The organism is Pseudomonas sp. KH_040 (assembly GCF_057839305.1).
Genome location: NZ_CM174487.1, coordinates 1,712,862 through 1,738,533 on the forward strand (window position 1 = coordinate 1,712,862; position 25,672 = coordinate 1,738,533).

Genomic DNA, 25,672 nt, shown 5'->3' on the forward strand with positions numbered 1-25,672 from the left:
GTCAGGCTAGGACTGATTGACTTTCTTTAAAATTGAATAATAGTGAGTAACTTGTTCTGTTCTGGAGAAAGGTTGTGGAGTTCAGCCAACTGCGGATCTTTCAGGCCGTGGCCGAAGAGGGGTCAATCACCCGCGCCGCCGAACGCCTGCACCGCGTGCCGTCGAATCTATCGACCCGGCTCAAGCAACTGGAGGAGCAGCTCGGTGTCGAGCTATTCGTCCGTGAGCGTCAGCGTTTGCAACTGTCGCCTGCAGGAAAAGTCCTGTTGGACTACACCGCCAAACTCTTTGCCCTGCGCGATCAGGCCAGCGCGGCGGTGATGGGTGGCAAGCCGGCCGGTGATTTTGCTCTGGGCACCATGTACAGCACGGCGGCGATTCATCTGCCGGCGTTGCTGGCGCAGTATCACAAGCGCTATCCAGCAGTGAATCTGCAAGTGCAGTCAGCACCGAGTGGCGAGTTGCTGGAGGGGTTGCTGACCGGACGCCTGGATGCCGCGTTGGTCGATGGCCCGCTGGAGTTGGCTGGCCTCGACGGTGTGCCGTTGTGCGAGGAACGACTGGTGTTGATCACCGAAATTGATCATCCGCCGGTGCGTGGCGCCCGAGATGTCGAAGGGCGGTCGGTGTTCACCTTTCGTCGCGGGTGTTCTTATCGCATGCGTCTGGAGGCGTGGTTTTCGCACTACCAGGCGACGATGGGCCGGGCGATGGAGATCGAGTCCTATCAGGGCATGCTCGCCTGTGTGATCGCCGGCAGTGGTGTGGCGCTGATGTCGGAGTCGATGCTGGCCAGCCTGCCGGGGCGCGAGAGCGTCGCCGCGCACCCGTTGGCCGAGCCATTCGTGGGTGCGACAACATGGCTCATGTGGCGCAAAGGCATGGTCGGCGCCAACCTCAATGCCTGGATCGAGGTGCAGCAGGCTGTCTATCCTGCGGCTCAGATCGAAACCCGCGAAACCGCCTGAACCAATGCCGGCGATTCCTGTTCAATTCAGTAACAGATCATTGCGGATTTGGCCGAGCATTGCGTAGGACTTCGGACTATTATCAGTGCGAAGCGGCCTCAGAATTCCGGCCGCTCAGCACCACCCTGAAGGGGGCATGACGATGAAAGAGAAAATTCAAAACTGGCTGCACGACTTGGGTGTTGCCCTCGGCTTGATCGAACCGCCTCTGCAACCTGTACCGATCCGCACCGATGACGAGCAGCGCCGCCGTCAACAACGGCGCCGGTAACGCCCCCGATCCGAGATCAAAGGATTCAAGGTCAAGAGATCGCAGCCTGCGGCAGCTCCTACATGGATTAATGCAGGAGCTGCCGCAGGCTGCGATCTCTTGCTTTTAATGACGGCCGATCTCCAGCAAAAACCGGCTCAAGTCATTCGCGGTCTTCGCGGTCTTGAGCATGCGGTCTTCCTCGGCGGTGAACGCCGTCAGTCCGAATTCATCTTCCAGATGAAAGATCAAATCTTCTATATCAGCTTTCTCCAGGCCCAATTGCACGAGGCTGGTGTTGTCGTTGAATTCACGGGTTTCCAGCAGACGCCGGATATATCGATGCACGGCGGCACGCACGGCAGCTCTTCTCATGGCAGATTTTCTGATTGTTGTTGTGCTTGAGTGAAGCAGGCCTCAGGCGTGGCCGCGTAACCACTCGTCAATCATCGAGCGCAAATGCTCCCCGGAAAAGCTGTCGAAGTGCCCGCCATGCACCGTGCGGATCGGCAGAGCCTGCAAACGCCGCAGACTGACGGCGTAATCCTCAAGATTGGAGTGGTAGGCGTCTTCGATCAGCGGCCCGTCGTAAATGATGTCGCCGCTGAACAGGGTTTGCGTCGCCGCCTCATACAGGCTGATGCCACCCGGCGAATGCCCCGGCGTGTGCAGCACTTGCAGTGTGCGATTGCCCAGATCGAGCACATCGCCGTCCTCGACAAACCCGGTGGCCGGCGCGGCTTTGACCCGGTATTCGGCGTAGCACAACGGGCAGTCCGGATGCGCTTCAAACATGTCGTCGCCGACGAAGGCGCGGCTCAAATCGTTTTCGCCATCCGGCGCCGCCAGAATGTCTGCCTCGGCGGGATGCACCAGTCGTTCGGCAAATTCATGGTGGCCGGCGATATGGTCGAAGTGGCAATGACTGGCCACTGCCACTAACGGGCGTTCAGTCAGCCACGGCAACTGCTCACGAAGGCTGACCAGCCCTGAACCGCTATCCAGCAACAAGTCTTTGTCACGGCCCTGAACGTGCCAGAGGTTGCATCGGTAAAACGGCCGAATATACGGCTCGTGAATCAGCCGAATGCCGTCACTCAGGTGTTGTACTTCGAACCATTTATCGCGAGAAACAATCTTCATCAGCACTTTCCTTCAGACGAAAAAAACGGGTGTGGCAACCGACGCCACACCCGTCGAAGAAAGCATCAAGTCGTTACATCAGAGCTTAGATCGCACTCGCCACGGTTGCCGGGCGAGGAGAGACCAGGCTCACCACCACAAAGCTCACCAGACCCACAGCCAGGCTGTAGTAGATCGGCGTGTTCGCATCCAGACCGTCCTTGAACATGAACAGCAGCGCGGTGGCAAAACCCAGGCCCATGCTGGCGATGGCGCCGGCGGTGGTCGCACGTTTCCAGAAAATCGCACCGATCAGCGGGACCAGCATGCCGCCCACCAACAGGTTGTACGCCAGCGTCAGGGCGCTGATCACGTCATTCACCACCAGCGCGATACCCAGCACGACTACACCGGTCAGCAGGGTGAACAGGCGGTTGATGCCCAGGCTCGACGGTTTACCGCCACGCAGTTTCGGCAGCAGGTCTTCCGTCAGCGTGGTGGCCGCGGCGAGCAGGCCGGCGCTGGCGGTGGACATCATTGCAGCGAGTGCCGCAGCGATCACCAAACCACGGATGCCGTCCGGCAGCGACAGTTTGACGATGGCGGCGAAAGCGTTGTTGACGTTGTCCAGATCCGGGATCAGCACGTGTGCAGCCATGCCGATCAGCGCGCAAGCCAGGCCGTAGAGGATGCAGTAGATACCCGCGATGCTGCCGGCGTATTGCGCGACTTTGGCGGTCTTGACGGTGAACACCCGTTGCCAGATGTCCTGACCGATCAGGATGCCGAAGAAGTAGATCATGAAGTAGGTGATGATCGTGTCCCAGCCGATGGTGGTGAAGCTGAAGGCAGTCGCCGGCAGTTTCAGCACCAGTTCGTCCCAACCGCCGACGCGGTACAGGCAGATCGGCAACAGGATGAACATCAGGCCCACGGTCTTGATGATGAACTGGACGATGTCGGTCAGGGTCAGCGACCACATGCCGCCGATCGCGGAGTAGATCACCACCACGCCACCACCGACGAGTACCGAAACCCAGAATGGCAGGTCAAACAGCACTTGCAGGACGGTGCCGATCGCCAGGATCGAGGTCACGCCGATCATCAGCGCGTAAGCCAGCATGATTGCCGCGCTCGCCGAGCGGGCCATCGGGTTGTAGCGTTTTTCCAGAACCTGGGTGACGGTGTAGATCTTCAGTTTCAGCAGCGGTTTGGCGAGAAACAGGTTCAGCGCAACGATGCCGCAACCCAGTGCCGCGCACAGCCAGAAACCGGAAATGCCATGCACGTAACCCAGACGTACAGTGCCGACGGTGGACGCGCCACCGAGAACGGTCGCGGCCATGGTGCCCATGTACAGGCTCGGGCCGAGGTTACGACCGGCAACGAGAAAGTCCTCGTTGGTCTTGGCCTTGCGCATGCCGAAGTAGCCGAGCAAGAGCATGCCGGCGGCGTAGATGAGGACGACGAATAAATCCAAAGCCATGATGGCGTGTCTCCGATTGTCTTTTTTATGGTGAAACAAATTTGGTTCAGCAAGGCTGCCCACTGTGGGAGCGAGCCTGCTCGCGAAGGCGGTCTGTCAGGCACATCAATGTTGAATGTGCTGAAGTCTTCGCGAGCAGGCTCGCTCCCACAGGGGATCTGCGTCAGGCGGCCTGACGCAGTCGAGGTTTTACCGCGGCTTCACGCCGGGCATCCTTCGGGCCGAACACTTCGCGCGGTTCCGGGAACAGGCTCAGCAGCGTCAGGTACACCACCGAGGCCAGGCCCAGGGTCACCGGCAAACTGATGTCGATGCCGCCGGCCATTTCACCCAGCGGGCCAACGAACTGCCCCGGCAAATTCACGAAGCACAGGCCAACCGCCGCGCTCGGGATCCATGCACCCAGACCGCGCCAGTTCCAACCGTGGCTGAACCAGTAGCGTCCGCCCTGTTCGCCGCGAGTGAACACTTGCAGGTCATCCGGGCAGTAGAAGCCGCGACGCACCAACAGGCCGATGATCATGATCACCATCCACGGGGTGGTGCAGGTGATGATCAGCACGGCGAAGGTCGACACGCTCTGCACCAGGTTCGCCGCAAAACGGCCGATGAAGATGAAGGCAATCGACAGCACGCCGATCAGCAGCGTCGCCTTAACCCGTGACAGCACCCGTGGGAACACGCTGGACATGTCCAGCCCGGTGCCATACAGCGAGGTGGTGCCGGTGGACATGCCGCCGATCACCGCAATCAGGCACACCGGCAGGAAGAACCAGCTCGGCGACACCGCCAGCAAACCGCCGACATAGTTGTTCGCCGCGATGTAGTCCGGCGCCTTGATCGCGACGATGGTCGCGGTGGTCAGGCCGAACAGGAACGGGATGAACGTGGCGATCTGCGACAGCACGACCGCTGCCATGATCCGTTGTTTGGAAGTTTCACGCGGGATGTAGCGCGACCAGTCGCCGAGAAACGCACCGAAGGAAATCGGGTTGCTCATCGCCACCAGCGCAGCACCGATGAACGCGGCCCAGAAGCCCGGCTGACCGAGGCTGACGGTGCCAGCGTAATGCGCGTCGAAAGGACCGGCGAAGGCGAAGATGCCCAGCAGGAATAGCAGGCTGGCGCTCCACACCGCGATCTTGTTCACCCACAGCAAAAAGCGGAAGCCGTAGATGCACACGGTCAGCACCAGAATCGCGAACAGACCGTAGGCCAGGCCCAGAGTCAGATCAGTTTCCGGCAGACCGATCAGGCGTTTTGCGCCGCCGATCAGCGCATCGCCCGAACTCCACACCGAGAGCGAGAAAAACGCGATAGCGGTCAACAGCGACAGGAACGAACCGACGATCCGCCCGTGCACGCCGAAGTGTGCGCCGGACGACACGGCATTGTTGGTGCCGTTGAGCGGGCCGAACAGGCCCATCGGTGCGAGGATCAGTGAGCCGAGCAGCACGCCCAGCACAATCGCCCAGACGCCGGCCTGAAAAGACAGACCGAACAGCACCGGGAAACTGCCGAGCACGGCGGTGGCAAAGGTATTCGAACCACCGAAGATCATCCGGAACAAGTCCGTCGGACCTGCGCTGCGTTCGTGGTCCGGGATCTGTTCGACCCCGTGGGTTTCAATCTGCGTAAGGCTTTGGTCGTTGTTGTTGTTATTCATGATCTGCTCCGATCATAAAGGCGCGCTCATCGTGCGTGAGCGTCACCTGTCTTGGCTAAGGGGATGGCAGCCCTTCCGGCATTGCGGACAAATGTTCGTGGCAGGCCAGCCAATGGCCTTGTTGTTCTAGGCTCGACGCGTGTTTCTTGAACACAATCGTCTCGCGCTCCTGGCTGAAGTGTTGCTCCCCTTGCATGCGCAGCTCGGTGGCCACGTCATGGATGAAAATCGCCACGTCACCCTGCAGGCTGACGAAGGCGTTGCTCGACGTGCACGCAAGCACCTCGAAGCCATCCTCGGCGCGCCAACTGTCCCACAAGGCCTGATAGGCATCGCGCGACAGCAGCGGCTGTTCGAGGGTGTAGAAGACGAAACTCGCATCGGCGCTGAACGCGCCGAAGTAAGCTTCGCGATCGTTGCGGGCGAAGGCGGCCACCAGCTCGGCGGCCGCTCGCAAAACCTGATCACGTTCGTTCATGACCCGACCCTCAGCGATGGACCACGCCAGGCAGTACGCAGAGCATTTCGTACAGCAGGTTGGCGGCCAGCAGCGAGGTGTTGCCGGTGGTGTCATAAGCGGGCGAGACTTCTACCAGATCGCAACCGATCAGGTCGAGGCCTTGGCAGCCACGGACGATTTCAATCGCCTGAATGGTCGTCAGACCACCGATTTCCGGGGTGCCGGTGCCAGGCGCCCAGGCCGGATCGATGCCGTCGATGTCGAAGCTCAGATACACCGGACCACCGCCGACTTTCTCGCGTACTTCAGCCATCAGCGGCGCCAGCGACTTGTGCCAGCACTCTTCGGCCTGAACCACTCGGAAGCCCTGATCGCGGCTCCAGTTGAAGTCGTCAGCGGTGTAACCCTGCGCGCGCAGACCAATTTGCACCACGCGGTCGCAATCCAGCAGACCTTCTTCGACGGCGCGACGGAAGGTCGTGCCGTGAGCAATCTTCTCGCCAAACATGTGATCGTTGACGTCAGCGTGGGCATCGATGTGCACCAGACCGACCTTGCCGTGCTTTTTATGAATCGCGCGCAGGATCGGCAGGGTGATGGTGTGGTCGCCACCCAGGGTCATCGGGATCACGTTGTGCTCGAGGATGTTGTCGTAGGCTTCTTCGATGATGCGCACGGCGTCGAGCAGATTGAAGGTGTTGATTGCCACGTCACCGATGTCGGCGACCGACAGCGAGTCGAATGGCGCCGCGCCGGTGGCCATGTTGTACGGGCGGATCATCACCGATTCGGTGCGGATGTCGCGAGGCCCGAAGCGGGTGCCGGGGCGCAGCGAAGTACCGATGTCCAGGGGCACGCCAACAAAGGCAGCGTCCAGGCCGGCAGCGGTCGGTACATGGGGGAGTCGGAGCATGGTGGCGATGCCGCCGAAGCGCGGCATTTCGTTGCCGCCCAGTGGTTGGTGAAGAATCTTGTCCACGGGTAGGGCCTCATCGTCTTTGTTTTATTTATGTCGGCGCGCCGTAGAGCAGGGGGCGGACGCCGCTGTGGGGCCGATGATGCGAAATGTAGTGCGGCGGAAGAATCGCTACGGGCAAAAACTTAGTTCAGATTTTTCTAAACTAATGGCGAGGCTGGGATTAGACTTTGCGATCTTGAGATTCTTGCCTGGCTGAACATCGCGGCCCCCTCACCCCAGCCCTCTCCCTGTATGTACCGGAGACATGGTGGACAGGTGTTCGGAGACATGGTGGACACATTTTAATAGACACATTGCTTATCGCGAAGGAGATGGCCTGTGTCTTGGGAAGAGGTGTCCACCGTGCAGCTTCGTTCAGAATTCGTGCTGTTGGCTCGGCAAGAAGGGGCCAATGTTCGGCAGCTTTGCCGTCGATTCAATATCAGCCCAAGCACTGCCTACAAATGGCTCAACAGGTTTGAAAACCTCGGTGCTCAAGGGTTGATCGATCAGTCTCGACGACCGAAGACGTCACCCAAACGCTGCGCTGATGAGGTTGAGCAGCAGATTTTGACCGTGAGTCAGGAGTACGCCGCTTGGGGCGCTCGCAAGCTCAAGCGCGTGTTGGAAGACGACGGCAAAGTGATGCCCTCTGTCAGCACCGTGCATGCGGTTTTACAGCGTCATTCGCGCGTTGATCCAAAGGCTGCCGAGGTCAAACCGTTTATCCGGTTCGAGCACGAGGCGCCCAACGATCTTTGGCAGATCGACTTCAAAGGCCATATCAGCCTGAAACACGGACGTTGCCATCCGCTGACGATACTGGACGATCACTCACGGTTCTCACTGTGCATCGCTGCGTGCGCCAATGAGCAGCGCCGAACCGTCCAGGAGCAACTAATGCGGGCCTTTCGGCGCTACGGTCTGCCTCTGCGCATGACGATGGACAACGGTTCGCCATGGGGTGACCAGACCGGCGTTTATACCGCGCTGGAGGTCTGGCTGATGAGCCAGGGCATCAAGGTCGGCCACTCCCGACCTTATCACCCGCAAACCCAGGGAAAGCTGGAGCGCTTCCACCGCAGTCTGAAAAGGGAAGTCCTGCAAGGCCAACTCTTCATCGATCTGGACGATGCACAACGGGCGTTTGATATCTGGCGTGATATCTACAACCAGAAGCGCCCGCATCAAGCGCTGGACATGCAGGTTCCTGCTACTCGTTACAGCAGCAGCCCACGGGAATACCAGGAGCAACCAGCGGCACCGGAGTACGACGATGGGGATGTGGTCAGGAAGGTTCAGGTAAAAGGAGAGATCTACTGGAGGAACCGTGAATACTCAGTTGGAAAGGCTTTTCACGGGAGGTCAGTAGCTATCCGGGAAACGACGGAGGACGGCATCCACGATGTCTACTGGAGTAGACATCGTATCGCCCGAATCGACTTGAACTTGCAGATCGTGACGGCAGGTAAGAAGATCTAAAACCGTCCACTATGTCTCCGAACATGTGTCCACCATGTCTCCGGTACATACACTCCCGGAGGGAGAGGGGGCCGACCGAGTTGTCAGCGGAATCTGCAGCGACCTGAAAAAACGAGTCGAACTCAGGATTTGAAAGCCATGGAGATCAGCTCCCTCTCCCTCGGGGAGAGGGCTGGGGTGAGGGGCTTTTCCCACAGACACACAGTTGCAAAGCCCGGAGCAGACATGGCCAACGCTTTACCCGACCTGAAACTATTGCGCATCTTCGTCAGCGTCGTCCGTCATCAGGGTTTTGCCAACGCGCAACAGGAACTCAACCTGTCGACCTCGGCCATCAGCACTTACATGAGCCAGCTCGAAGCCGCGCTCGGCCTAGTGCTATGCCATCGCGGGCGCGGCGGGTTCAGCCTGACCAGCAAAGGTGAGCTGTTCCATCAGGAAACCTTACGCCTGCTCGCCGAACTCGAAGGTTTCGAGCAATACGCCGCCGCGCTCAAGGGCGAACTGCGCGGCACGCTCAACCTCGGTGTGATCGACTCCACCGTCAGCGACAAGGCCTTGCCGTTCGCCGAAGCCATCGGCGCCTACAGCCAGGAACACCCGGCGGTGCATTTGCACCTGTCGGTGATGAGCCCCTACGAGTTGCAACTCGGCGTGCAGGACAACCGTCTCGATCTGGCCATCGGTGCGTTTTCCACACGCATGAGCGGTCTGATCTACATGCCGCTGTACCGCGAACAACATTGGTTGTATTGCAGTAGCCGGCATCCGTTGTTCAACGAGCGGCGGATTCCCGAGCAAGTCATCACCCAGCAGCGCATGGTAGGGCGTGGGTACTGGAGTCAGGCCGAATTGGCCCGCCACGGCTTCAAACACAGCGCCGCCACCGTGGAAAGTATGGAAGCGCAACTGATTCTGGTGCTGTCCGGCGCCTACATCGGTTACTTGCCAGAACACTACGCTCAGGCGTGGGCCGACAAGGGCGATTTGCGCGTGCTGCTACCGGCGACGTTTGGTTATCAGGCACCGTTTTCGATGATCATGCGCCGCGGCCGTAGCCGCGAACCGCTGATCCAGACCTTCCGTGATTTGCTCAAAGCACAGCTCAATCAGGCTTAAGACCGATGTCCAGAATTCAATGCCCGCGCTGCCTGCGCCCACAAACCCATTGCCTGTGCCCGTTGATCCCGAGCCTCGACAGCCGCACGCGGGTGTTGCTGTTGCAGCATCCAAGTGAAGTTAATCATGCGTTGAATACCGCGCGGTTGGCGGCACTCGGGTTGAGCAATGCCGAGATGATTGTTGGTGAGGTGTTCGAGGATTTGCCGGCGCTGTTGAACCGTCCGGGCTATCGGGCGCGGTTGTTGTTTCCCGCTGATGATGCGCAGCCGATGCAGGCTTACGGCGAGTCCGATGAACCCCTGTTGCTAGTCGTTCCGGATGGCACCTGGCGCAAGGCGCGCAAGATGCTGCACCTCAATCCGCTGCTGGCGGCGTTGCCACGGGTGACGCTGGCCGAGGGTGGCGTGTCGCGCTATCGCTTGCGCAAAGCACCGGGGCCGGGGGCGTTGTCGACCATTGAGGCAATTGTGCAGGCGTTGCAGACGCTGGAAGCACCGACGTCATTCGAGCCGTTGCTCAAGCCGTTCGAGGCCTTGATCGAAGGGCAGATTGCGGCGATGGGGGAGGAGACTTTCCAGCGTAATCATGCTGAAAAATAGTCGGTATTCTTGCTGGCCTCATCGCTGGCAAGCCAGCTCCCACAGGTTCTGAGGTGTTCACAGGTTTTGTGGCCGACACGGACACTGTGGGAGCTGGCTTGCCAGCGATGGGGCCAGTCAATTCACCACAAAATCCGGATATCTCTAGCGTTCGCGCATCGCCTCGGTCCGCGCTTTCAGCACCGGTTTCAACAGGTAATCGAGGACGCTTTTCTCCCCGGTAATAATGTCCACCGTCGCCACCATCCCCGGAATGATCAGCAGCGGTTTCACATCCCCGCCCAAATGGTTTTTATCGGTGCGCACCTGAATCAGATAGAAGCTGTTGCCCTTGTCATCGGTGATCGTGTCAGCACCGATCAGCTCAAGCTTGGCGCTCAGCCCGCCGTAAATCGTGTAGTCGTAAGCGCTGAACTTGACCATGGCTTTCTGGCCCGGATGCAGGAACGCGACATCCTGCGGACGCACCTTGGCTTCGATCAGCAGGTTGTCTTCCAGCGGTACGATTTCGACCATGTCACTGCCCGGCTGGACCACGCCGCCGATGGTGTTGACCTTCATTTGCTTGATCACACCGCGCACCGGTGAAGTGACCGTGGTGCGGGTCACACGGTCATCGATGGCGATGCTGGTGGCGGTGATTTTCGACAGGTCGGTGCGTTTCTCATTCAGCTCTTTCGCCGCCTCGGAACGGAAGGTCTGTTCCGACTCGTCGATCTTGCTGCGGATCTCGGCAATCGCCGATTCGGCGCGGGGAATCGCCAGGGTCGTGGCGTTCAACGAGCCTCGGATTTCTACCGCGCTGCGCTTGAGCCGGAGAATTTCCACCGGTGACACCGCGCCGGTTTTTACCAGCGGTTCGGACATGTTCATCTCTTGTTGCAGCAACGCCAGGCTGGAACTGAACTGGCCCTGCTTGGAGCGAAACTCCGCCAGCTCTTGAGTCTTCTGCCGCAGTTGCTCGCTCAGCGTACGCTGCTCGCTGGCCAACCGACGCTGGCGCTGTTCGTAGAGCGAACGTTCGTCTTCGGCGACTTGCGGCGCCTTGGCAATCACTTCATCAGAGAGCTTGAACGGCCGACCTTCGGCCTCTGCCGACAGCCGCTCGACCTGCGCCGTCAGCGCATAACGATCAGCCTCGCTCTCACCCTTGTTCGAGCGAAAGCGTGTGTCATCCAGGCGCAGCAAGGTATCGCCCTTGTTCACCATTTGCCCTTCGCGCACAAAGATCTCGGTGACGATCCCGCCTTCAAGGTTCTGGATCACCTGAACCTTGCTCGACGGAATCGCCTTGCCTTCACCCATGGTCACTTCTTCGAGCACGGCGAATTTGGCCCAGACCACCGCGCTGATCAGCAACGCTGCGGCCAGCCACACGGTGATCCGCGACCAGCGCGGCGAATCCTGCAAGGACGCGCCGGCGGTTTCCGGCATGAATTCGGCTTCGGCGCTTTTGCCGAAACTGTCGAAGTAGCCACGATCTTTGCTATCGGAGGAAGCAGACATGGGGCAACTCCTAGACCGCCGCCGAGCCGACACGGCCCTTGCGCAGTGCATCGATGACCGCTTCTTTCGGGCCGTCAGCGACGACCCGGCCGTTGTCCAGCACCAGCAAGCGGTCCACCAGGCTCAGCATCGAGGTGCGGTGGGTGACCAGCAGCAGCGTCTTGCCTTGCACCCAGCCGTGCAGCTTCTGCCGCAGCAAGTCTTCACTGCTGTTGTCCATGGCACTGGTCGGTTCGTCGAGCAGCATGATCGGCGGATCAAGCAACAAGGATCGCGCGAGCAACACCGCCTGACGCTGGCCGCCGGAGAGCAATTGCCCGCGTTCGCCTACCGGCCGGTCGAAACCTTGCGGATGCTGACGAGCGAGTTCGGTAACACCGGTCAGTTCGGCCACTTCGAGCATGCGTGAATCGCTGATGTAACGTGCGCCGAGCGTGAGGTTGTCACGCAGACTGCCGGCCAGCAGCGGCAGGTCGTGGGCGACGTAACCGATCTGCTGGCGCAGGTCAGCGACATCGAGTTGGCGCAGGTCGAGGCCGTCGAGCAGGAGCTGACCTTCCTCAGGTTCGTAAAAGCCCATGAGCAATCGCGCCAGGGTGCTTTTGCCCGAACCGCTGCGGCCGATGATGCCGACCCGCTCGCCGGCTTTCAGGCTGAAGCTGACATTGCTCAGCGCCGGCGCGTTCTGGCCGTTGTAGTGAAAGGTCACGCCGCTGACGTCCAGCGCGCCTTGCAGTTGCGTGCGTTCCAGCGGCCGCTGTTTGCCGTCGCGTTCCTGCGGCAGGGCCATCAATGCGTCGGTGCTTTTCATGGTCAGTTGCGCTTGCTGATAACGGGTGATCAGCCCGGCAATCTGCCCCAGCGGCGCGAGCACGCGGCTGCCGAGCATGTAACTGGCGACCAGCGCACCGACGCTGAGATTACCGGCGATGATGCTGTAGACCCCGGCGACAATGGTCGCCATCCCCGAAAACTGTTGAATGAACAGCGTGCCGTTGGTGGCCAGCGCCGACAGATTGCGCGCGTGGCTGTCGAGGCGGGTGAGGGCGCCGTGGGTGCTTTCCCATTTGTGCTGGCGCTCGCTTTCGGCGCTGCAAGCCTTGAGGGTTTCCAGGCCACCGAGGGTTTCGATCAGCACCGCTTGGCGTTCAGCGCCGAGGCTCAGGCTCTTCTGCACGGTGTCACGCAGACGTACCTGAATGATCATCGCGAAGACGATGGTGATCGGAAACGCCAGCAGCGGAATCACCACCAGCCAGCCGCCGAGCAGACCGATCACCACCAGCATCAGCACCACGAACGGCAGGTCGATCAGGCTGGTCAGGGTCACCGCCGTGAGGAATTCACGCAGGCCCTGGAAGTCATGAATGCTCTGGGCAAAACCGCCGATGGTTGCCGGCCGCGCTTTCATCGACATGCCGGTAATGCGCTCGAATAAAGTCGCGGAAAGGATCACATCGGTTTTCTTGCCGGCAGTGTCGAGCAGGTGCGCACGCACCACCCGCAACACCAGTTCGAAACCGGTGCCGATCAGCAGCCCGATCGACAGCACCCATAAGGTCGACGTGGCCTGATTGGGCACCACGCGGTCGTAGGTCTGCATGACGAACAGCGGCACCATCAGGCCTAAAAGATTGATCAGGAAACTGGCGAGGATCGCATCGCTGTAGAGCCATTTCGACAGCTTCAAGGTGTCGCGAAACCACGCATGTACCCGTGGCACCAGCGGCGAGCGCAGGTCTTCGAGTTCGTGGCGCGGACGGGCGAACAAGGCTTGGCCGCTGTAGTGCTCGGCGAGTTCTTCACGGTTGATCCATTGTTCGCCGCCATCGGCTTCGCTGGGCAGAATCAGCGCTTTGCCGTCGTCGCCGAAACGCCGCAAAACAGCGGTGCGGCCGTCGTTGAGCAGCAGCAGAATCGGTAGATTGAGCGGCGAGATGTCTTTCAGATCACGCCGCAGAATCCGCGCCTGCAACCCGGCCCGGGCGGCGGCGCGGGGCAGCAGATCGAGGCTCAGGCGTTGTTTGTTGAGGGGCAGCCCGGCACTCAGGCTGGCCCGGCTGACCGTCGCGCCATGCAGTTTGCAGAGGATCAACAGACCGTCGAGCAACGGGTCATCGAAGCTCAGCCGCGGATCGACCCCGGAATGGCCGGGTTCCATGCTGGTCATATTGATCGCCTCTGTTGAACGGACTCAGGTTGATCGTTCCCACGCTCTACGGTCGATGCGTGATCGTTCCCACGCTCTGCGTGGGAATGCAGCCCGTGACGCTCCGCGTCACTGGACGCAGAGCGTCCCTAGAGGCATTCCCACGCAGAGCGTGGGAACGATCAGGTCAGGGCAAAGTCAGCTCCTGCACCGTTTATTTCAGCTCGGGCAGGCGCGCTTCGTTTTTCACTTCGGTCGCGGCGATCGCATCGGCCGGCAGCACCACCCGTTGCTTGCTCAGCAACTGGCCCATGTTCGCCAGCACGCGATACATCGAATATTCCTCGGTGTAGCGGATTTCGGTGTAACGACGGTTGGCGTTGTAGAGCTCGTTTTCACTGTCGAGCAGGTCGAGCAGGGTGCGTTGGCCGAGGCCGAACTGATCCTGATAGGCGGCGCGCACACGCTTGGTGGTCTCGGCGTATTCGCGGGCGGTCGGAGTCTGCTTCTTGGCGTTTTCCATGGCGTTCCAGGCCAGGCGAATGTTTTCGTTGAGCTGGCGCAGGGCGTTGTTGCGGATGTCCATCGCCTGATTGATATCGTGCGCGTTCGCCGCCAGACGCGCCTTGTCGCTGCCGCCACGGAACAGGTTGTAGTTCATCACCACACCCACACGCCATTCGTTGTCGTGGCCTTCGTCGCCCTGCACGTTGTTGTTCGCGCCGACGGCGGCTTCGGCATCGAAGCGCGGGTAGAAGGGTGATTTGGCGACTTCATACTGGCTCTCGGCCGACTGCACGTCAGCCTGGGCGGATTTCAGATACGGGTTGTTGTCGACCATGCTCTGCTGGGCTTCACGCAATTCGGTCGGCAGTTCGCCACGGGTCGAGGCCGGCGTTTCCAGCTCATCGGGCATGCGCCCGACCACGCTGTAGAAATTGGCTTCGGCGTCAGACAGATCGACCTCGGCGGTATCGAGGTTGTTTTGTGCCAGCGCCTTACGCGCGACCGATTGATCCGAGTCGGCGGTGCTGCCGACGCCACGCTCGGTGCGCAGGCCGATCTGATCGTTGACCCGCAAGTGCGCTTGCAAGTTGTTGCGGGCCAGGGTCACCAGTTCGCGGCGCTTGAGCACTTCGAGGTAAACCTCGATGGTGCGCAGGGCCAGATCCTGAGCGGTACCTTGCGCGTAGTAAGCGCGCGAATTGGACACGCCTTTGGTGCGCTCGACCTCGTTGGCAGTGTTGAAACCGTCGAACAGCATTTGCCGCAGGCGCAGCTCGGACTGGGTGTAATTGAGGATTTCGGTGTGGTGATTACCGAAGGCCCGGGTGTTGGTGTTGTCGCTGTAGCCACGGCCATACGCAGCGTTCAAATCGACGGACGGATAGAAGCCGCCCTTGGCCACTTTGACCTGTTCATCAGCCGACAGGCGGGCGTCCACGCGCGAGGCCAGTTCCGGGTGAGTGGCGATGGTGCTTTGAATCGCCTCGGTGAGGTTCATGGCCTGGGCTTGTGAAGTGCAAGCCATGGCCAGCAAAACCGCGCTGCAGAGGGGGGTTAGAACGCGCATGGGTGCATCTCCCTGAGTCCTGATGGTGTGTTACTGTCGCCAAATATTTGACGATATTTTTAGGTGTAGGCGTTTCACTCTTGTAACAACAGAGCTAAGAACATCCTGAAGCGTAGCTAAGAAAAAATTTTCATAAGGCTTATGCCGAAAAAAACTTATGCGCTTCGTAAAAACCAGCACATTGTTCAGCATGAAAGCCTTTGTTTTATGCGCTTTAGGGAGCGCAAAAAGGCTTGAGGAAAGTTCCATTCACTTTGCGACATACGGCGAAGTACTGCTGAAGGGGAGGGACGCGTAACCGCTGATGAGCGACAGATTTTTGTCACTCGAGTGATTCACCAGCGTTACGTAGCGTTAGCGGGCGTAGTGCTTTGATCAGGATGCGGAAGTGCTTGATAGCACTGATGTTTCCAGAAGAAGCCACCTGCGAAACGAACTGTTGAAGGTGCGAGCGTCACCTGCAACAACCCGATTGAGCCATGGGCTGCTTCGCTTACCAGTGCCGACGGTGGTCGGCAGCGGAGGATTTCACATGGCAACGCTCATCGGCACAGTCACTAAAGTCATTGGCCAGGTTTTCGCCCAGTCAGCCGACGGTACTAAACGCGCACTGGTTGAAGGGGATCGCCTGTTTGCCGGCGATCAACTGATCACCGGCGCAGAAGGCGCCGTCGCCGTTCATCTGCAAAACGGCCAGGAACTGACTCTCGGACGCGGCAGCAGCATGACCATGACCGGTGAACTGCTGGCGGGTCAGGCGGCGCATGTCAATGCCGCGGAGGCCGTGACCCCGAGCGACGCGCAACTGACCGACGTCGAGCAGATCCAGAAAGCCATCGCCGCCGGTGATGACCCGACTAAAAGCGCCGAAGCCACCGCCGCCGGTCCGAATGCACCGGGTGGTACACCGGGTGAACTGGGCGGTGGTCACAGTTTTGTCTTGCTGACGGAAGTTGGCGGTCGGGTCGACCCGATCATCGGTTTCCCGACTGCCGGGTTTGGCGGTATTCCTGAATTCCCCGAAGAACGCCATAACGCGGTCATCGACAACGGTGACGACACCCCGCCAGTCGTGGTGCCGCCACCGGTCAACAATCCTGTAACCCTCACTGGCCTGAACGTGGCGGGCGGCGAACTCAGTCTCAATGAAGCCAATCTGCCTGCCGGCTCGGCGGCCAACCCTGGCGCACTCACGCAAAGCGGCAGCTTTACCGTGTCGGCGCCGGACGGTCTGACCAGCCTGAGCATTGGTGGCATCAACGTTATCGTTGGCGGTGTGGCGATCGGCTTTCCGCAATCGATCACCTCGCAACTGGGCAACACCCTGACCATCACCGGGTACAACCCGGCGACTGGCGTTGTCAGCTACAGCTACACCCTCAACGGCAACGAAAACCACGCGGCCGGCGACGGCGCGAACAATCTCAGCGAACAGTTCACAGTGATTGCCGGCGACAGCAATGGTGATACCGCGACCGGCACTCTCGACGTCAACATTACCGACGACGTGCCGAAAGCGTTCGATGACAGCAATGGCACGGCGTCAGAGACTCAGCTGACCCTGACCGGCAACGTTCTGACCAACGATGTGCAAGGCGCCGATCGCGTACCGACTGGGCCGGTAACCCCTGGCACTTTCACCGGCACTTACGGCACCTTGGTGCTCAATGCCAACGGCACGTACACCTATACGCTGAACACCAACGACGCCGACTTCAAAAACCTGCACGGCGGTGGCAACGGCACGGAAACCTTCGCCTACACCATCACCGATTCCGACGGTGATACCAGTACCGCGAACCTCGTCCTGCAGATCCACAACAACGACGATCCAGTGGTCATCAGCGGCCTTGACGTGAATGGCGGCGAACTCACCGTCTACGAGAAAAACCTCACTGACGGCAGCGCACCGGATGCCACCGCGCTGACCCAGAGCGGCACGTTCACCATCACTGCGCTGGACGGCGTGACGACCCTGACTGTCGGCGGCATCGCTGTCGTCACCAACGGTGTGGCCGCAGGATTCCCGCAATCGGTCACCACGCCGTTGGGCAGCACGCTGACCATCACCGGTTTCAACGCCACCACCGGCGTGGTCAGCTACAGCTACACCCTGGCCGATAACGAAGCGCATCCAAACGCCAACGGTGCGAACAATCTGCCTGAGCAATTTGCCGTCACCGTGGTCGACGATAACGGCACCACCGCCAATGGCACTCTCGACGTGAACATCGTCGACGATTTGCCAAAAGCCGTGGATGACAGCAACACCGGCACCGCCTCTGAAACCTTGCTGACCCTGACCGGCAACGTGCTGACCAATGACGTGCAAGGGGCTGACCGCGTGCCCACCGGGCCCGTCACTCCAGGCACTTTCACCGGCACTTACGGCACGTTGGTGCTCAATGCCAACGGCACTTACACCTATACGCTGAACACCAACGACGCCGACTTCAAAAACCTGCACGGCGGCGGCAACGGCACGGAAACCTTCGCCTACACCATCACCGATTCCGACGGTGATACCAGCACGGCGAATCTGGTACTGCAGATCCACAACAACGACGATCCGGTGATTATCAATGGCCTGAACGTCGAAGGCGGGGAGCTGACGGTCTACGAGAAAAACCTCACTGACGGCAGCGCACCGGATGCCACCGCGCTGACCCAGAGCGGCACGTTCACCATCACCGCACTCGATGGCGTCACGACGCTGACTGTCGGCGGCATCGCTGTCGTCACCAATGGCGTGGCCGCAGGTTTCCCACAATCGGTCACCACGCCGCTCGGCAGCACCCTGACGATCACCGGTTTCAACGCCACCACCGGCGTGGTCAGCTACAGCTACACCCTGGTCGACAACGAAGCGCATCCAAACGCCAACGGCGCGAACAATCTGCCTGAGCAATTCGCCGTCACCGTGGTCGACGATAACGGCACCACCGCCAATGGCACTCTCGACGTGAACATCGTCGACGATTTGCCAAAAGCCGTGGATGACAGCAACACAGGCACCGCATCGGAAACCTTGCTGACCCTGACCGGCAACGTTCTGACCAACGATGTGCAAGGCGCCGACCGCGTTCCCACCGGACCGGTCACCCCGGGCACGTTCACCGGTACTTACGGCACCTTGGTGCTCAATGCCAACGGCACTTACACCTACACCCTCAACACCAATGACGCCGACTTCAAAAACCTGCACGGCGGCGGCAACGGCACGGAAACCTTCGCCTACACCATCACCGATTCCGACGGTGATACCAGCACCGCGAATCTGGTTCTGCAGATCCACAACAACGACGATCCAGTGGTTATCAGCGGCCTTGACGTGAATGGCGGCGAACTCACCGTCTACGAGAAAAACCTCACTGACGGCAGCACACCGGATGCCACCGCGCTGACCCAGAGCGGCACGTTCACCATCACTGCGCTGGACGGCGTGACCACGCTGACTATCGGCGGCATCGCTGTCGTCACCAATGGCGTGGCCGCAGGTTTCCCACAATCGGTCACCACGCCGTTGGGCAGCACGCTGACCATCACCGGTTTCAACGCCACCACCGGCGTGGTCAGCTACAGCTACACCCTGGTCGACAACGAAGCGCATCCAAACGCCAACGGTGCGAACAATCTGCCTGAGCAGTTCGCCGTTACCGTGGTCGATGACAACGGCACCACCGCCAATGGCACCCTCGACGTGAACATCGTCGACGATTTGCCAAAAGCCGTGGATGACAGCAACACCGGCACCGCATCGGAAACCTTGCTGACCCTGACCGGCAACGTTCTGACCAACGATGTGCAAGGCGCCGATCGCGTACCGACTGGGCCGGTAACCCCTGGCACTTTCACCGGGACTTACGGCACGTTGGTGCTCAATGCCAACGGCACTTACACCTACACGCTGAACACCAATGACGCCGACTTCAAAAACCTGCACGGCGGCGGCAACGGCACCGAGACCTTCGCCTACACCATCACCGATTCGGACGGTGATACCAGCACCGCGAACCTCGTCCTGCAGATCCACAACAACGACGATCCAGTGGTCATCAGCGGCCTTGACGTGAATGGCGGCGAACTCACCGTCTACGAGAAAAACCTCACTGACGGCAGCACACCGGATGCCACCGCGCTGACCCAGAGCGGCACGTTCACCATCACTGCGCTGGACGGCGTGACCACGCTGACTATCGGCGGCATCGCTGTCGTCACCAATGGCGTGGCCGCAGGTTTCCCACAATCGGTCACCACGCCGTTGGGCAGCACGCTGACCATCACCGGTTTCAACGCCACCACCGGCGTGGTCAGCTACAGCTACACCCTGGTCGACAACGAAGCGCATCCAAACGCCAACGGTGCGAACAATCTGCCTGAGCAGTTCGCCGTTACCGTGGTCGATGACAACGGCACCACCGCCAATGGCACCCTCGACGTGAACATCGTCGACGATTTGCCAAAAGCCGTGGATGACAGCAACACCGGCACCGCATCGGAAACCTTGCTGACCCTGACCGGCAACGTTCTGACCAACGATGTGCAAGGCGCCGATCGCGTACCGACTGGGCCGGTAACCCCTGGCACTTTCACCGGGACTTACGGCACGTTGGTGCTCAATGCCAACGGCACTTACACCTACACGCTGAACACCAATGACGCCGACTTCAAAAACCTGCACGGCGGCGGCAACGGCACGGAAACCTTCGCCTACACCATCACCGATTCCGACGGTGATACCAGTACCGCGAACCTGGTGCTGAACATCCATAACAATGACGATCAGGTCTACCTCAATGGCCTTGACGTCAACGGCGGCGAACTGACGGTTTACGAGAAAAACCTCAGCGACGGCACCAGCCCCAACATTCCGGCGCTGACCCAGAGCGGCACCTTCACCGTCACCGCCCTCGACGGTTTGCAAACCCTGACCGTGGGCGGCATCAACGTGGTCACCGGCGGCGTGGCCGCAGGCTTCCCGCAATCGATCGTCACGCCGCTCGGCAGCACGTTGACCATTACCGGTTACAACCCCGCCACCGGCGTGGTCAGTTACAGCTACACCTTGGTCGACAACGAAACTCATCCAAACGCCAACGGCGCCAACAGCATCACCGAGAACTTCAACGTCGTCGCCACCGACACTGATGGCAGCACCGCCAACGGCCAGATCAACGTCAACATCGTCGATGATCTGCCCAGCGCCCATCCTGATGCCGCGTCGGTGGCGGAGGGCGGCACGGTCAGCGGCAACGTGCTGAACAACGACATTGGTGGCGCCGACGGTCCGGCCGTAACCGGTGCAGTGGTCGGCGTGCGCGCCGGCGCCGACACCTCGACTTCGGCCATCGGCGGACTCAACAGCAACATCAACGGCACCTATGGCTATCTGACCCTGGACGCCAACGGCAACGCCGTCTACCACAGCAATCCCAACGTCGTGAACGGCCCGGGCGCAGTGGATGTGTTCACTTACACCGTGCGCGATTCCGACGGTGATGAAAGCACTACCACCATCACCATCGATGTCGCCAACAGCAAGCTGTGCGCCACCAGCGACACCGACGTCACCGTCTTCGAGAAAGCCCTCGACCTGACCAAGGACGGCGCGGATCTGGCGCCCGGTACAGTCACCGGCAGCGACCCGACCAGCTCCGGCGAAACCGCGTCTGGCACGTTGGTCGGTTCGGTCACCGGGGCAGTCGGTGCGATCAGTTACGCGCTGGTTGGCAGTGCCACCGGCAACTACGGGCAAATCGTCCTCAACCCCAACGGCACGTATACCTACACGCTGACCTCGCCGGCGACCACCACGCCACATGCCGACGACGGCGCCAACAGCCTGACCGAAACCTTTACCTATCAGGCCACCGATTCGCTCGGCAACATCGTCACCAGCACCATTGTCGTCAGCATCGTCGATGACGTGCCAAAAGCTGTGAACGACAGCAACGCCAACAGCGCTTCGGAAACGCAACTGACCCTGACCGGCAATGTGCTGACCAACGATGTGCAAGGCGCCGATGTGGTGGCGACCGGACCGAATGCCGGGCCGATCACCGCCGGCACGTTCACCGGCACTTACGGCACGCTCGTGCTCAACGCCAACGGCACGTACACCTACACGCTGAACCCCAACGATGCCGACTTCAAAAACCTGCACGGCGGCGGCAACGGCACCGAGACGTTCACCTACACCCTGACCGATGCCGATGGCGACACCAGCACTGCCAACCTGGTGCTGAACATTCACAACAACGACGATCCGGTGGTGCTCAACGGCCTTGACGTCAATGGCGGCGAACTCACCGTCTACGAGAAAAACCTCAGCGACGGCACCAGCCCCGACACCCCGGCGCTGACCCAGAGCGGCACCTTCACCGTGACTGCGCTCGATGGTCTGCAAACCCTCACCGTCGGCGGCATCGCCGTGGTGACCAACGGTGTCGCTGCAGGCTTCCCGCAATCGGTGGTTTCGCCGCTGGGCAGCACCTTCACCGTTACCGGTTACAACCCGGCCACCGGTGTGGTCAGTTACAGCTACACCCTGGTCGACAACGAAGCCCACCCGACCGCCAACGGTGCCAACAGCCTCACCGAGAACTTCAACGTGGTGGCCACCGATACCGATGGCAGCACCGCCAACGGCCAGATCAACGTCAACATCATCGATGACCTGCCGACCGCCAAACCCGACACCGGCTCGGTGGCCGAGGGCGGCACGCTCAATGTCAGCGTGCTCGGCAATGACGTCAGTGGTGCCGATGGCGCGGCGACAGTGGTCGGCGTGCGCGCCGGCAGTAATACCGGCACTTCGGCCATTGGCGGCCTCAACAGCAACATCAATGGCAACTTCGGTTATCTGACCCTCGATGCGGCCGGCAACGCCGTCTATCACAGCAACCCGAACTCGGTGAGCCCACCGGGCGCCACTGACACCTTCACCTACACCATCCGTGACAGCGACGGCGATGAAAGCACCACGACCATCACCATCAACGTTGCCGACAGCAAACTGATGGCCTCGGTCGATCAGGACGTAACGGTCTATGAAAAAGCCCTCGATCTGACCAAGGACGGCCAGGATCTGGCCGCCGGTACGGTCACCGGCAGCGATCCGACCAACACCGGTGAAACCGCGACCGGCACGCTGGTCGGCGCAGTTACCGGCGGTACGGGCGCGATCACTTACACGTTGGTCGGCAGCGCCACCGGCAGCTATGGGCAGATTCAGCTCAATGCCGACGGCACCTATACCTACACGCTGACTTCTGCACCGAAAACCACCCCGAACGCCAACGACGGGGCGAACACGCTGAGCGAAAGTTTCACCTACAAAGCCACCGATGCACTGGGCAACAGCACCACCAGCACCCTTGTGGTGAACATCGTTGATGACGTGCCAAAAGCCGTGGCCTCGGATCGTTCGGTGGCGGCAGTGGAGATCGATTCCAACCTGCTCATCGTTCTTGATATCTCCGGCAGTATGGCCGACGCCTCGGGTGTGCCGGGCCTGTCGCGGCTGGACCTGGCCAAGCAGGCGATCAGTGCCTTGCTCGACAAGTACGACGACCTTGGCGATGTCAAAGTCCAGCTCGTCACCTTCAGCAGCAACGCCACTGACAGAACGTCGGTATGGGTCGATGTGGCGACCGCGAAGACGATTCTCGCCAGCCTGTCGGCGGGTGGCGGCACCAACTACGACGCTGCGGTGGCGGTCATGCAAACCGCGTTCAACACCTCGGGCAAACTCACCGGCGCACAGAACGTCGGTTACTTCTTCTCGGACGGTAAACCCAACGAAGGCGACATCAACGCCGCTGACGAAGCCGCGCTGAAAAACTTCCTCGATGCCAACAACATCAAGAACTACGCGATCGGCCTCGGCAGCGGCGTGAGCAACGCCAACCTCGACCCGCTGGCGTATGACGGCATCAGCCACACCAACACCAATGCGGTGGTGGTCACCGACCTCAATCAACTCAACTCGGTGCTGTCGGGCACTGTGCAGGGCGCGCCGGTCACTGGTTCGTTGCTGGGCGAGGGCGGCACCTTCGGCGCCGATGGCGGCTTCATCAAATCCATCGTGGTCGACGGCACCACCTACACCTACGACCCGAAAGCCCTCAGCGGCCAAGGCTCGCTGACGCCAAGTGGCGGCATCAATCACGGCACCTTCAATACCGCCAACAACACGTTGAGCATCGCCACCAATAACGGCGGCACACTGCTGATCAACCTCGACAGCGGCGACTACACCTACACCTCGCAGAAAACCACGGCGGTGGTCATCACCGAAAACATCGGCTTCACCGTCAGTGACAACGACGGCGATCTCGCCAGCTCGACGCTGACCGTGAAAGTGATCCCCAACGCGCCGCCAGTGGCGGTGGACGACCACGTCATCACCAACGTGCTCTCGGGCAATATTGTCGTACCGGGCGAACTGCTGCTGGCCAATGACACCGATCCGAACGGCGATACGCTCAACGCTACGCCCACCAGTTTCAACACCGGCTGGATCTCGAAAGCGGCGGACTTCACCGGCACCGGGGCGATCAACTTCACCGGCACCAACGTCAACACCGCCGCCAACCAGAACCTGGCCAACGTGCGTAATTCGTTCAGTGCCAACGCTGCGACCATGACTGCTGTGCTGGTGGTCAGTGGCTATCTCGGTGCGGTGACCAACAGCAACGCCAACGATGAAGACCGCATCACCGTCAACCTGCGCCAGGGCGAAACCCTCAACCTCGATCACAACCTGGCGGCCGGTCAAGTCAGCATGGAGTACTCGATCAACGGTGGCGCCTACATCGCGCTGGCGGATGGGCAAACCCTCACCGCGACGTCGGACGGGGTCTACCAGATCCACATCACCAACATCACCAACCCCACCGGCGGCGGTAACCCCAACGCGGCGGAAAACTATCAGCTGACCATGACCCTCAACTACGCCGGGGCGCATGACATCACCCCGGACTTCCACGGCAGCTACACCGCCAACGACAACCATGGCGGCAGCGACACCGCCAACGTCAGCATCAGCTATCAGGACGGCCACACCCTCACCGGCACCTCGGGGGATGACGTGCTGGTGGCCGGCAGCGGCGACAACATCATCAACGCCGGCGACGGCAACGATGTGCTGACCGCAGGCTCAGGCAATAACGAGCTGCACGGCGGCGCTGGTAACGACTTGCTCTACAGCGGTCCGGGCAACGATTTGCTCGACGGTGGCACTGGCAGCGACACCGCCAGCTACGCCCACGCCACGGCTGCCGTCACCGTCAACCTCGGCCTGCTCGGTGCGCAGAACACCCTCGGCGCCGGCACCGACACCCTGACCGGCATCGAAAATCTCGTCGGCTCGAACTTCAACGACACCCTCACCGGCGATAACAATAACAACGTGATCAACGGTGGCCTCGGCAACGACATCCTCAACGGTGGCGGTGGCGACGACCTGCTGATTGGCGGCATGGGCAACAACACCCTGACCGGTGGCGCCGGGGCCGACACCTTCCAGTGGCTCAAGGGCAACAGCGGCCACGACCTGATCACCGACTTCACCCCCGGCACCGACAAACTCGACCTGTCGCAACTGCTGCAAGGTGAAAACGGCACCACCGCCTCACTGGATGACTACCTGCACTTCACCGTCAGCGGCAGCGGCGCCTCGGTGCTCACCAGCATCGACGTCAGCGCCATGGCCGGCGCCACGCCAAACCAGACCATCGACCTGGCCGGCGTCAACCTCGCCAGCCACTACGGTGTGACGCCAGGGGCTGGTGGCGTGGTTGCCGGTGGGCATGACACGGCGACGATCATCAGCGGCATGCTGAATGATCATTCGTTGAAGGTGGACACGGTGTAAGCGCAGTCTGAAACGACAAAACCCGCCGTCCCGTTCAACCGGGGCGGCGGGTTTTTTCTGCCTGTAGAGATGCATTGCCTGTCAGTCAGCCTTCGCAAGCAAGTCTGACGGTGCAACAGGGATTTGTGATCTGCGCAGATACCTGTGGGAGCGAGCTTGCTCGCGAAGGGGACATGACTGTCACCCGATCAATCAGCAGGGATTCTTGATCCCAGCTTCACCCCGGCAACTCCAGATTATCCCGCACCCGATTCACCGCCAGCCCCCGAGCATGATCAATTGCGCAAGCCCCTGCAGCGTTCGGCGTTGCGAGGCCGGCAGCAGGGCGTGCGGAGGTAATGGTCGAGGGCCCGGTCGGTTTCGGGCGGGTTGGGTGTGGGGTCGATCATGGTGAAGCTCCTGGAATCATTGGCGCTGCCATGGTTGCTGCAGGCGCTCACGCAAGATCATATAG

15 protein-coding genes and 1 pseudogene are annotated in these 25,672 nt (G+C 60.6%); 6 read left to right on the top strand and 10 right to left on the bottom strand.

Annotated elements, in window-relative coordinates; all coding sequences use genetic code 11:
• The first annotated feature begins 74 nt into the window (after positions 1–74).
• Together ptrR and AC3IUF_RS07730 are read left to right on the top strand one after the other, a co-directional pair.
• Entirely contained in the window at positions 75–968 is an 894-nt protein-coding gene (ptrR, locus tag AC3IUF_RS07725; protein WP_123376292.1) for a putrescine utilization regulator PtrR, read from the top strand.
• 142 nt (positions 969–1,110) lie between these two features.
• Positions 1,111–1,239 (top strand): PA1414 family protein, encoded by a 129-nt coding sequence (locus tag AC3IUF_RS07730; protein ID WP_007914492.1) that lies wholly within the window; start codon positions 1,111–1,113, stop codon positions 1,237–1,239.
• 105 nt (positions 1,240–1,344) lie between these two features.
• Here the strand turns inward: AC3IUF_RS07730 and AC3IUF_RS07735 are convergent, their stop codons facing one another.
• From AC3IUF_RS07735 to speB, 6 genes are all read right to left on the bottom strand, one after another.
• Positions 1,345–1,593, bottom strand: coding sequence for a phosphopantetheine-containing protein (locus tag AC3IUF_RS07735; RefSeq protein ID WP_034153223.1), 249 nt, complete (start codon positions 1,591–1,593; stop codon positions 1,345–1,347).
• A 42-nt stretch (positions 1,594–1,635) separates the two neighbouring features.
• Positions 1,636–2,361, bottom strand: coding sequence for an MBL fold metallo-hydrolase (locus AC3IUF_RS07740; protein WP_489280836.1), 726 nt, complete (start codon positions 2,359–2,361; stop codon positions 1,636–1,638).
• Between the two features lie 85 nt (positions 2,362–2,446).
• Positions 2,447–3,826 (bottom strand): sodium:solute symporter family protein, encoded by a 1,380-nt coding sequence (locus tag AC3IUF_RS07745; protein WP_007914497.1) that lies wholly within the window; start codon positions 3,824–3,826, stop codon positions 2,447–2,449.
• A 163-nt stretch (positions 3,827–3,989) separates the two neighbouring features.
• Positions 3,990–5,492 (bottom strand): purine-cytosine permease family protein, encoded by a 1,503-nt coding sequence (locus tag AC3IUF_RS07750; RefSeq protein ID WP_489280837.1) that lies wholly within the window; start codon positions 5,490–5,492, stop codon positions 3,990–3,992.
• A 55-nt stretch (positions 5,493–5,547) separates the two neighbouring features.
• The gene (locus AC3IUF_RS07755; protein WP_123376289.1) at positions 5,548–5,970 is read right to left on the bottom strand and encodes a YybH family protein; all 423 of its coding nucleotides are present in this window, start codon (positions 5,968–5,970) and stop codon (positions 5,548–5,550) included.
• 10 nt (positions 5,971–5,980) lie between these two features.
• The gene (speB, locus tag AC3IUF_RS07760) at positions 5,981–6,931 is read right to left on the bottom strand and encodes an agmatinase (RefSeq protein ID WP_003222717.1); all 951 of its coding nucleotides are present in this window, start codon (positions 6,929–6,931) and stop codon (positions 5,981–5,983) included.
• 318 nt (positions 6,932–7,249) lie between these two features.
• Between speB and AC3IUF_RS07765 the strand changes: the two genes are divergently transcribed.
• The 3 genes from AC3IUF_RS07765 (at position 7,250) to AC3IUF_RS07775 (ending at position 10,113) form a co-directional block, all read left to right on the top strand.
• Positions 7,250–8,392 (top strand): IS481 family transposase, encoded by a 1,143-nt coding sequence (locus AC3IUF_RS07765; RefSeq protein WP_489278862.1) that lies wholly within the window; start codon positions 7,250–7,252, stop codon positions 8,390–8,392.
• A gap of 225 nt (positions 8,393–8,617) precedes the next feature.
• The gene (locus AC3IUF_RS07770; protein ID WP_007914510.1) at positions 8,618–9,511 is read left to right on the top strand and encodes a LysR family transcriptional regulator; all 894 of its coding nucleotides are present in this window, start codon (positions 8,618–8,620) and stop codon (positions 9,509–9,511) included.
• 5 nt (positions 9,512–9,516) lie between these two features.
• A complete protein-coding gene (locus AC3IUF_RS07775; RefSeq protein WP_007914512.1) occupies positions 9,517–10,113 on the top strand; it encodes a tRNA-uridine aminocarboxypropyltransferase in 597 nt (198 codons plus the stop codon).
• A gap of 144 nt (positions 10,114–10,257) precedes the next feature.
• Here the strand turns inward: AC3IUF_RS07775 and AC3IUF_RS07780 are convergent, their stop codons facing one another.
• From AC3IUF_RS07780 to AC3IUF_RS07790, 3 genes are all read right to left on the bottom strand, one after another.
• Positions 10,258–11,619, bottom strand: coding sequence for an HlyD family type I secretion periplasmic adaptor subunit (locus AC3IUF_RS07780; RefSeq protein WP_007914514.1), 1,362 nt, complete (start codon positions 11,617–11,619; stop codon positions 10,258–10,260).
• Positions 11,620–11,629: 10 nt separating this feature from the next.
• Positions 11,630–13,789 (bottom strand): type I secretion system permease/ATPase, encoded by a 2,160-nt coding sequence (locus AC3IUF_RS07785; protein WP_007914521.1) that lies wholly within the window; start codon positions 13,787–13,789, stop codon positions 11,630–11,632.
• A 193-nt stretch (positions 13,790–13,982) separates the two neighbouring features.
• Positions 13,983–15,341 (bottom strand): TolC family outer membrane protein, encoded by a 1,359-nt coding sequence (locus AC3IUF_RS07790; RefSeq protein WP_007914523.1) that lies wholly within the window; start codon positions 15,339–15,341, stop codon positions 13,983–13,985.
• Between the two features lie 532 nt (positions 15,342–15,873).
• Between AC3IUF_RS07790 and AC3IUF_RS07795 the strand changes: the two genes are divergently transcribed.
• Positions 15,874–25,218, top strand: a complete 9,345-nt coding sequence (locus tag AC3IUF_RS07795; RefSeq protein ID WP_489280838.1) for a retention module-containing protein — start codon at positions 15,874–15,876, stop codon at positions 25,216–25,218.
• Positions 25,219–25,435: 217 nt separating this feature from the next.
• On the opposite strand, the pseudogene AC3IUF_RS07800 reads toward AC3IUF_RS07795, so the two are convergent.
• Positions 25,436–25,542, bottom strand: a pseudogene (locus AC3IUF_RS07800) (DUF6124 family protein); the annotation flags it as partial.
• Positions 25,543–25,672: the final 130 nt, after the last annotated feature.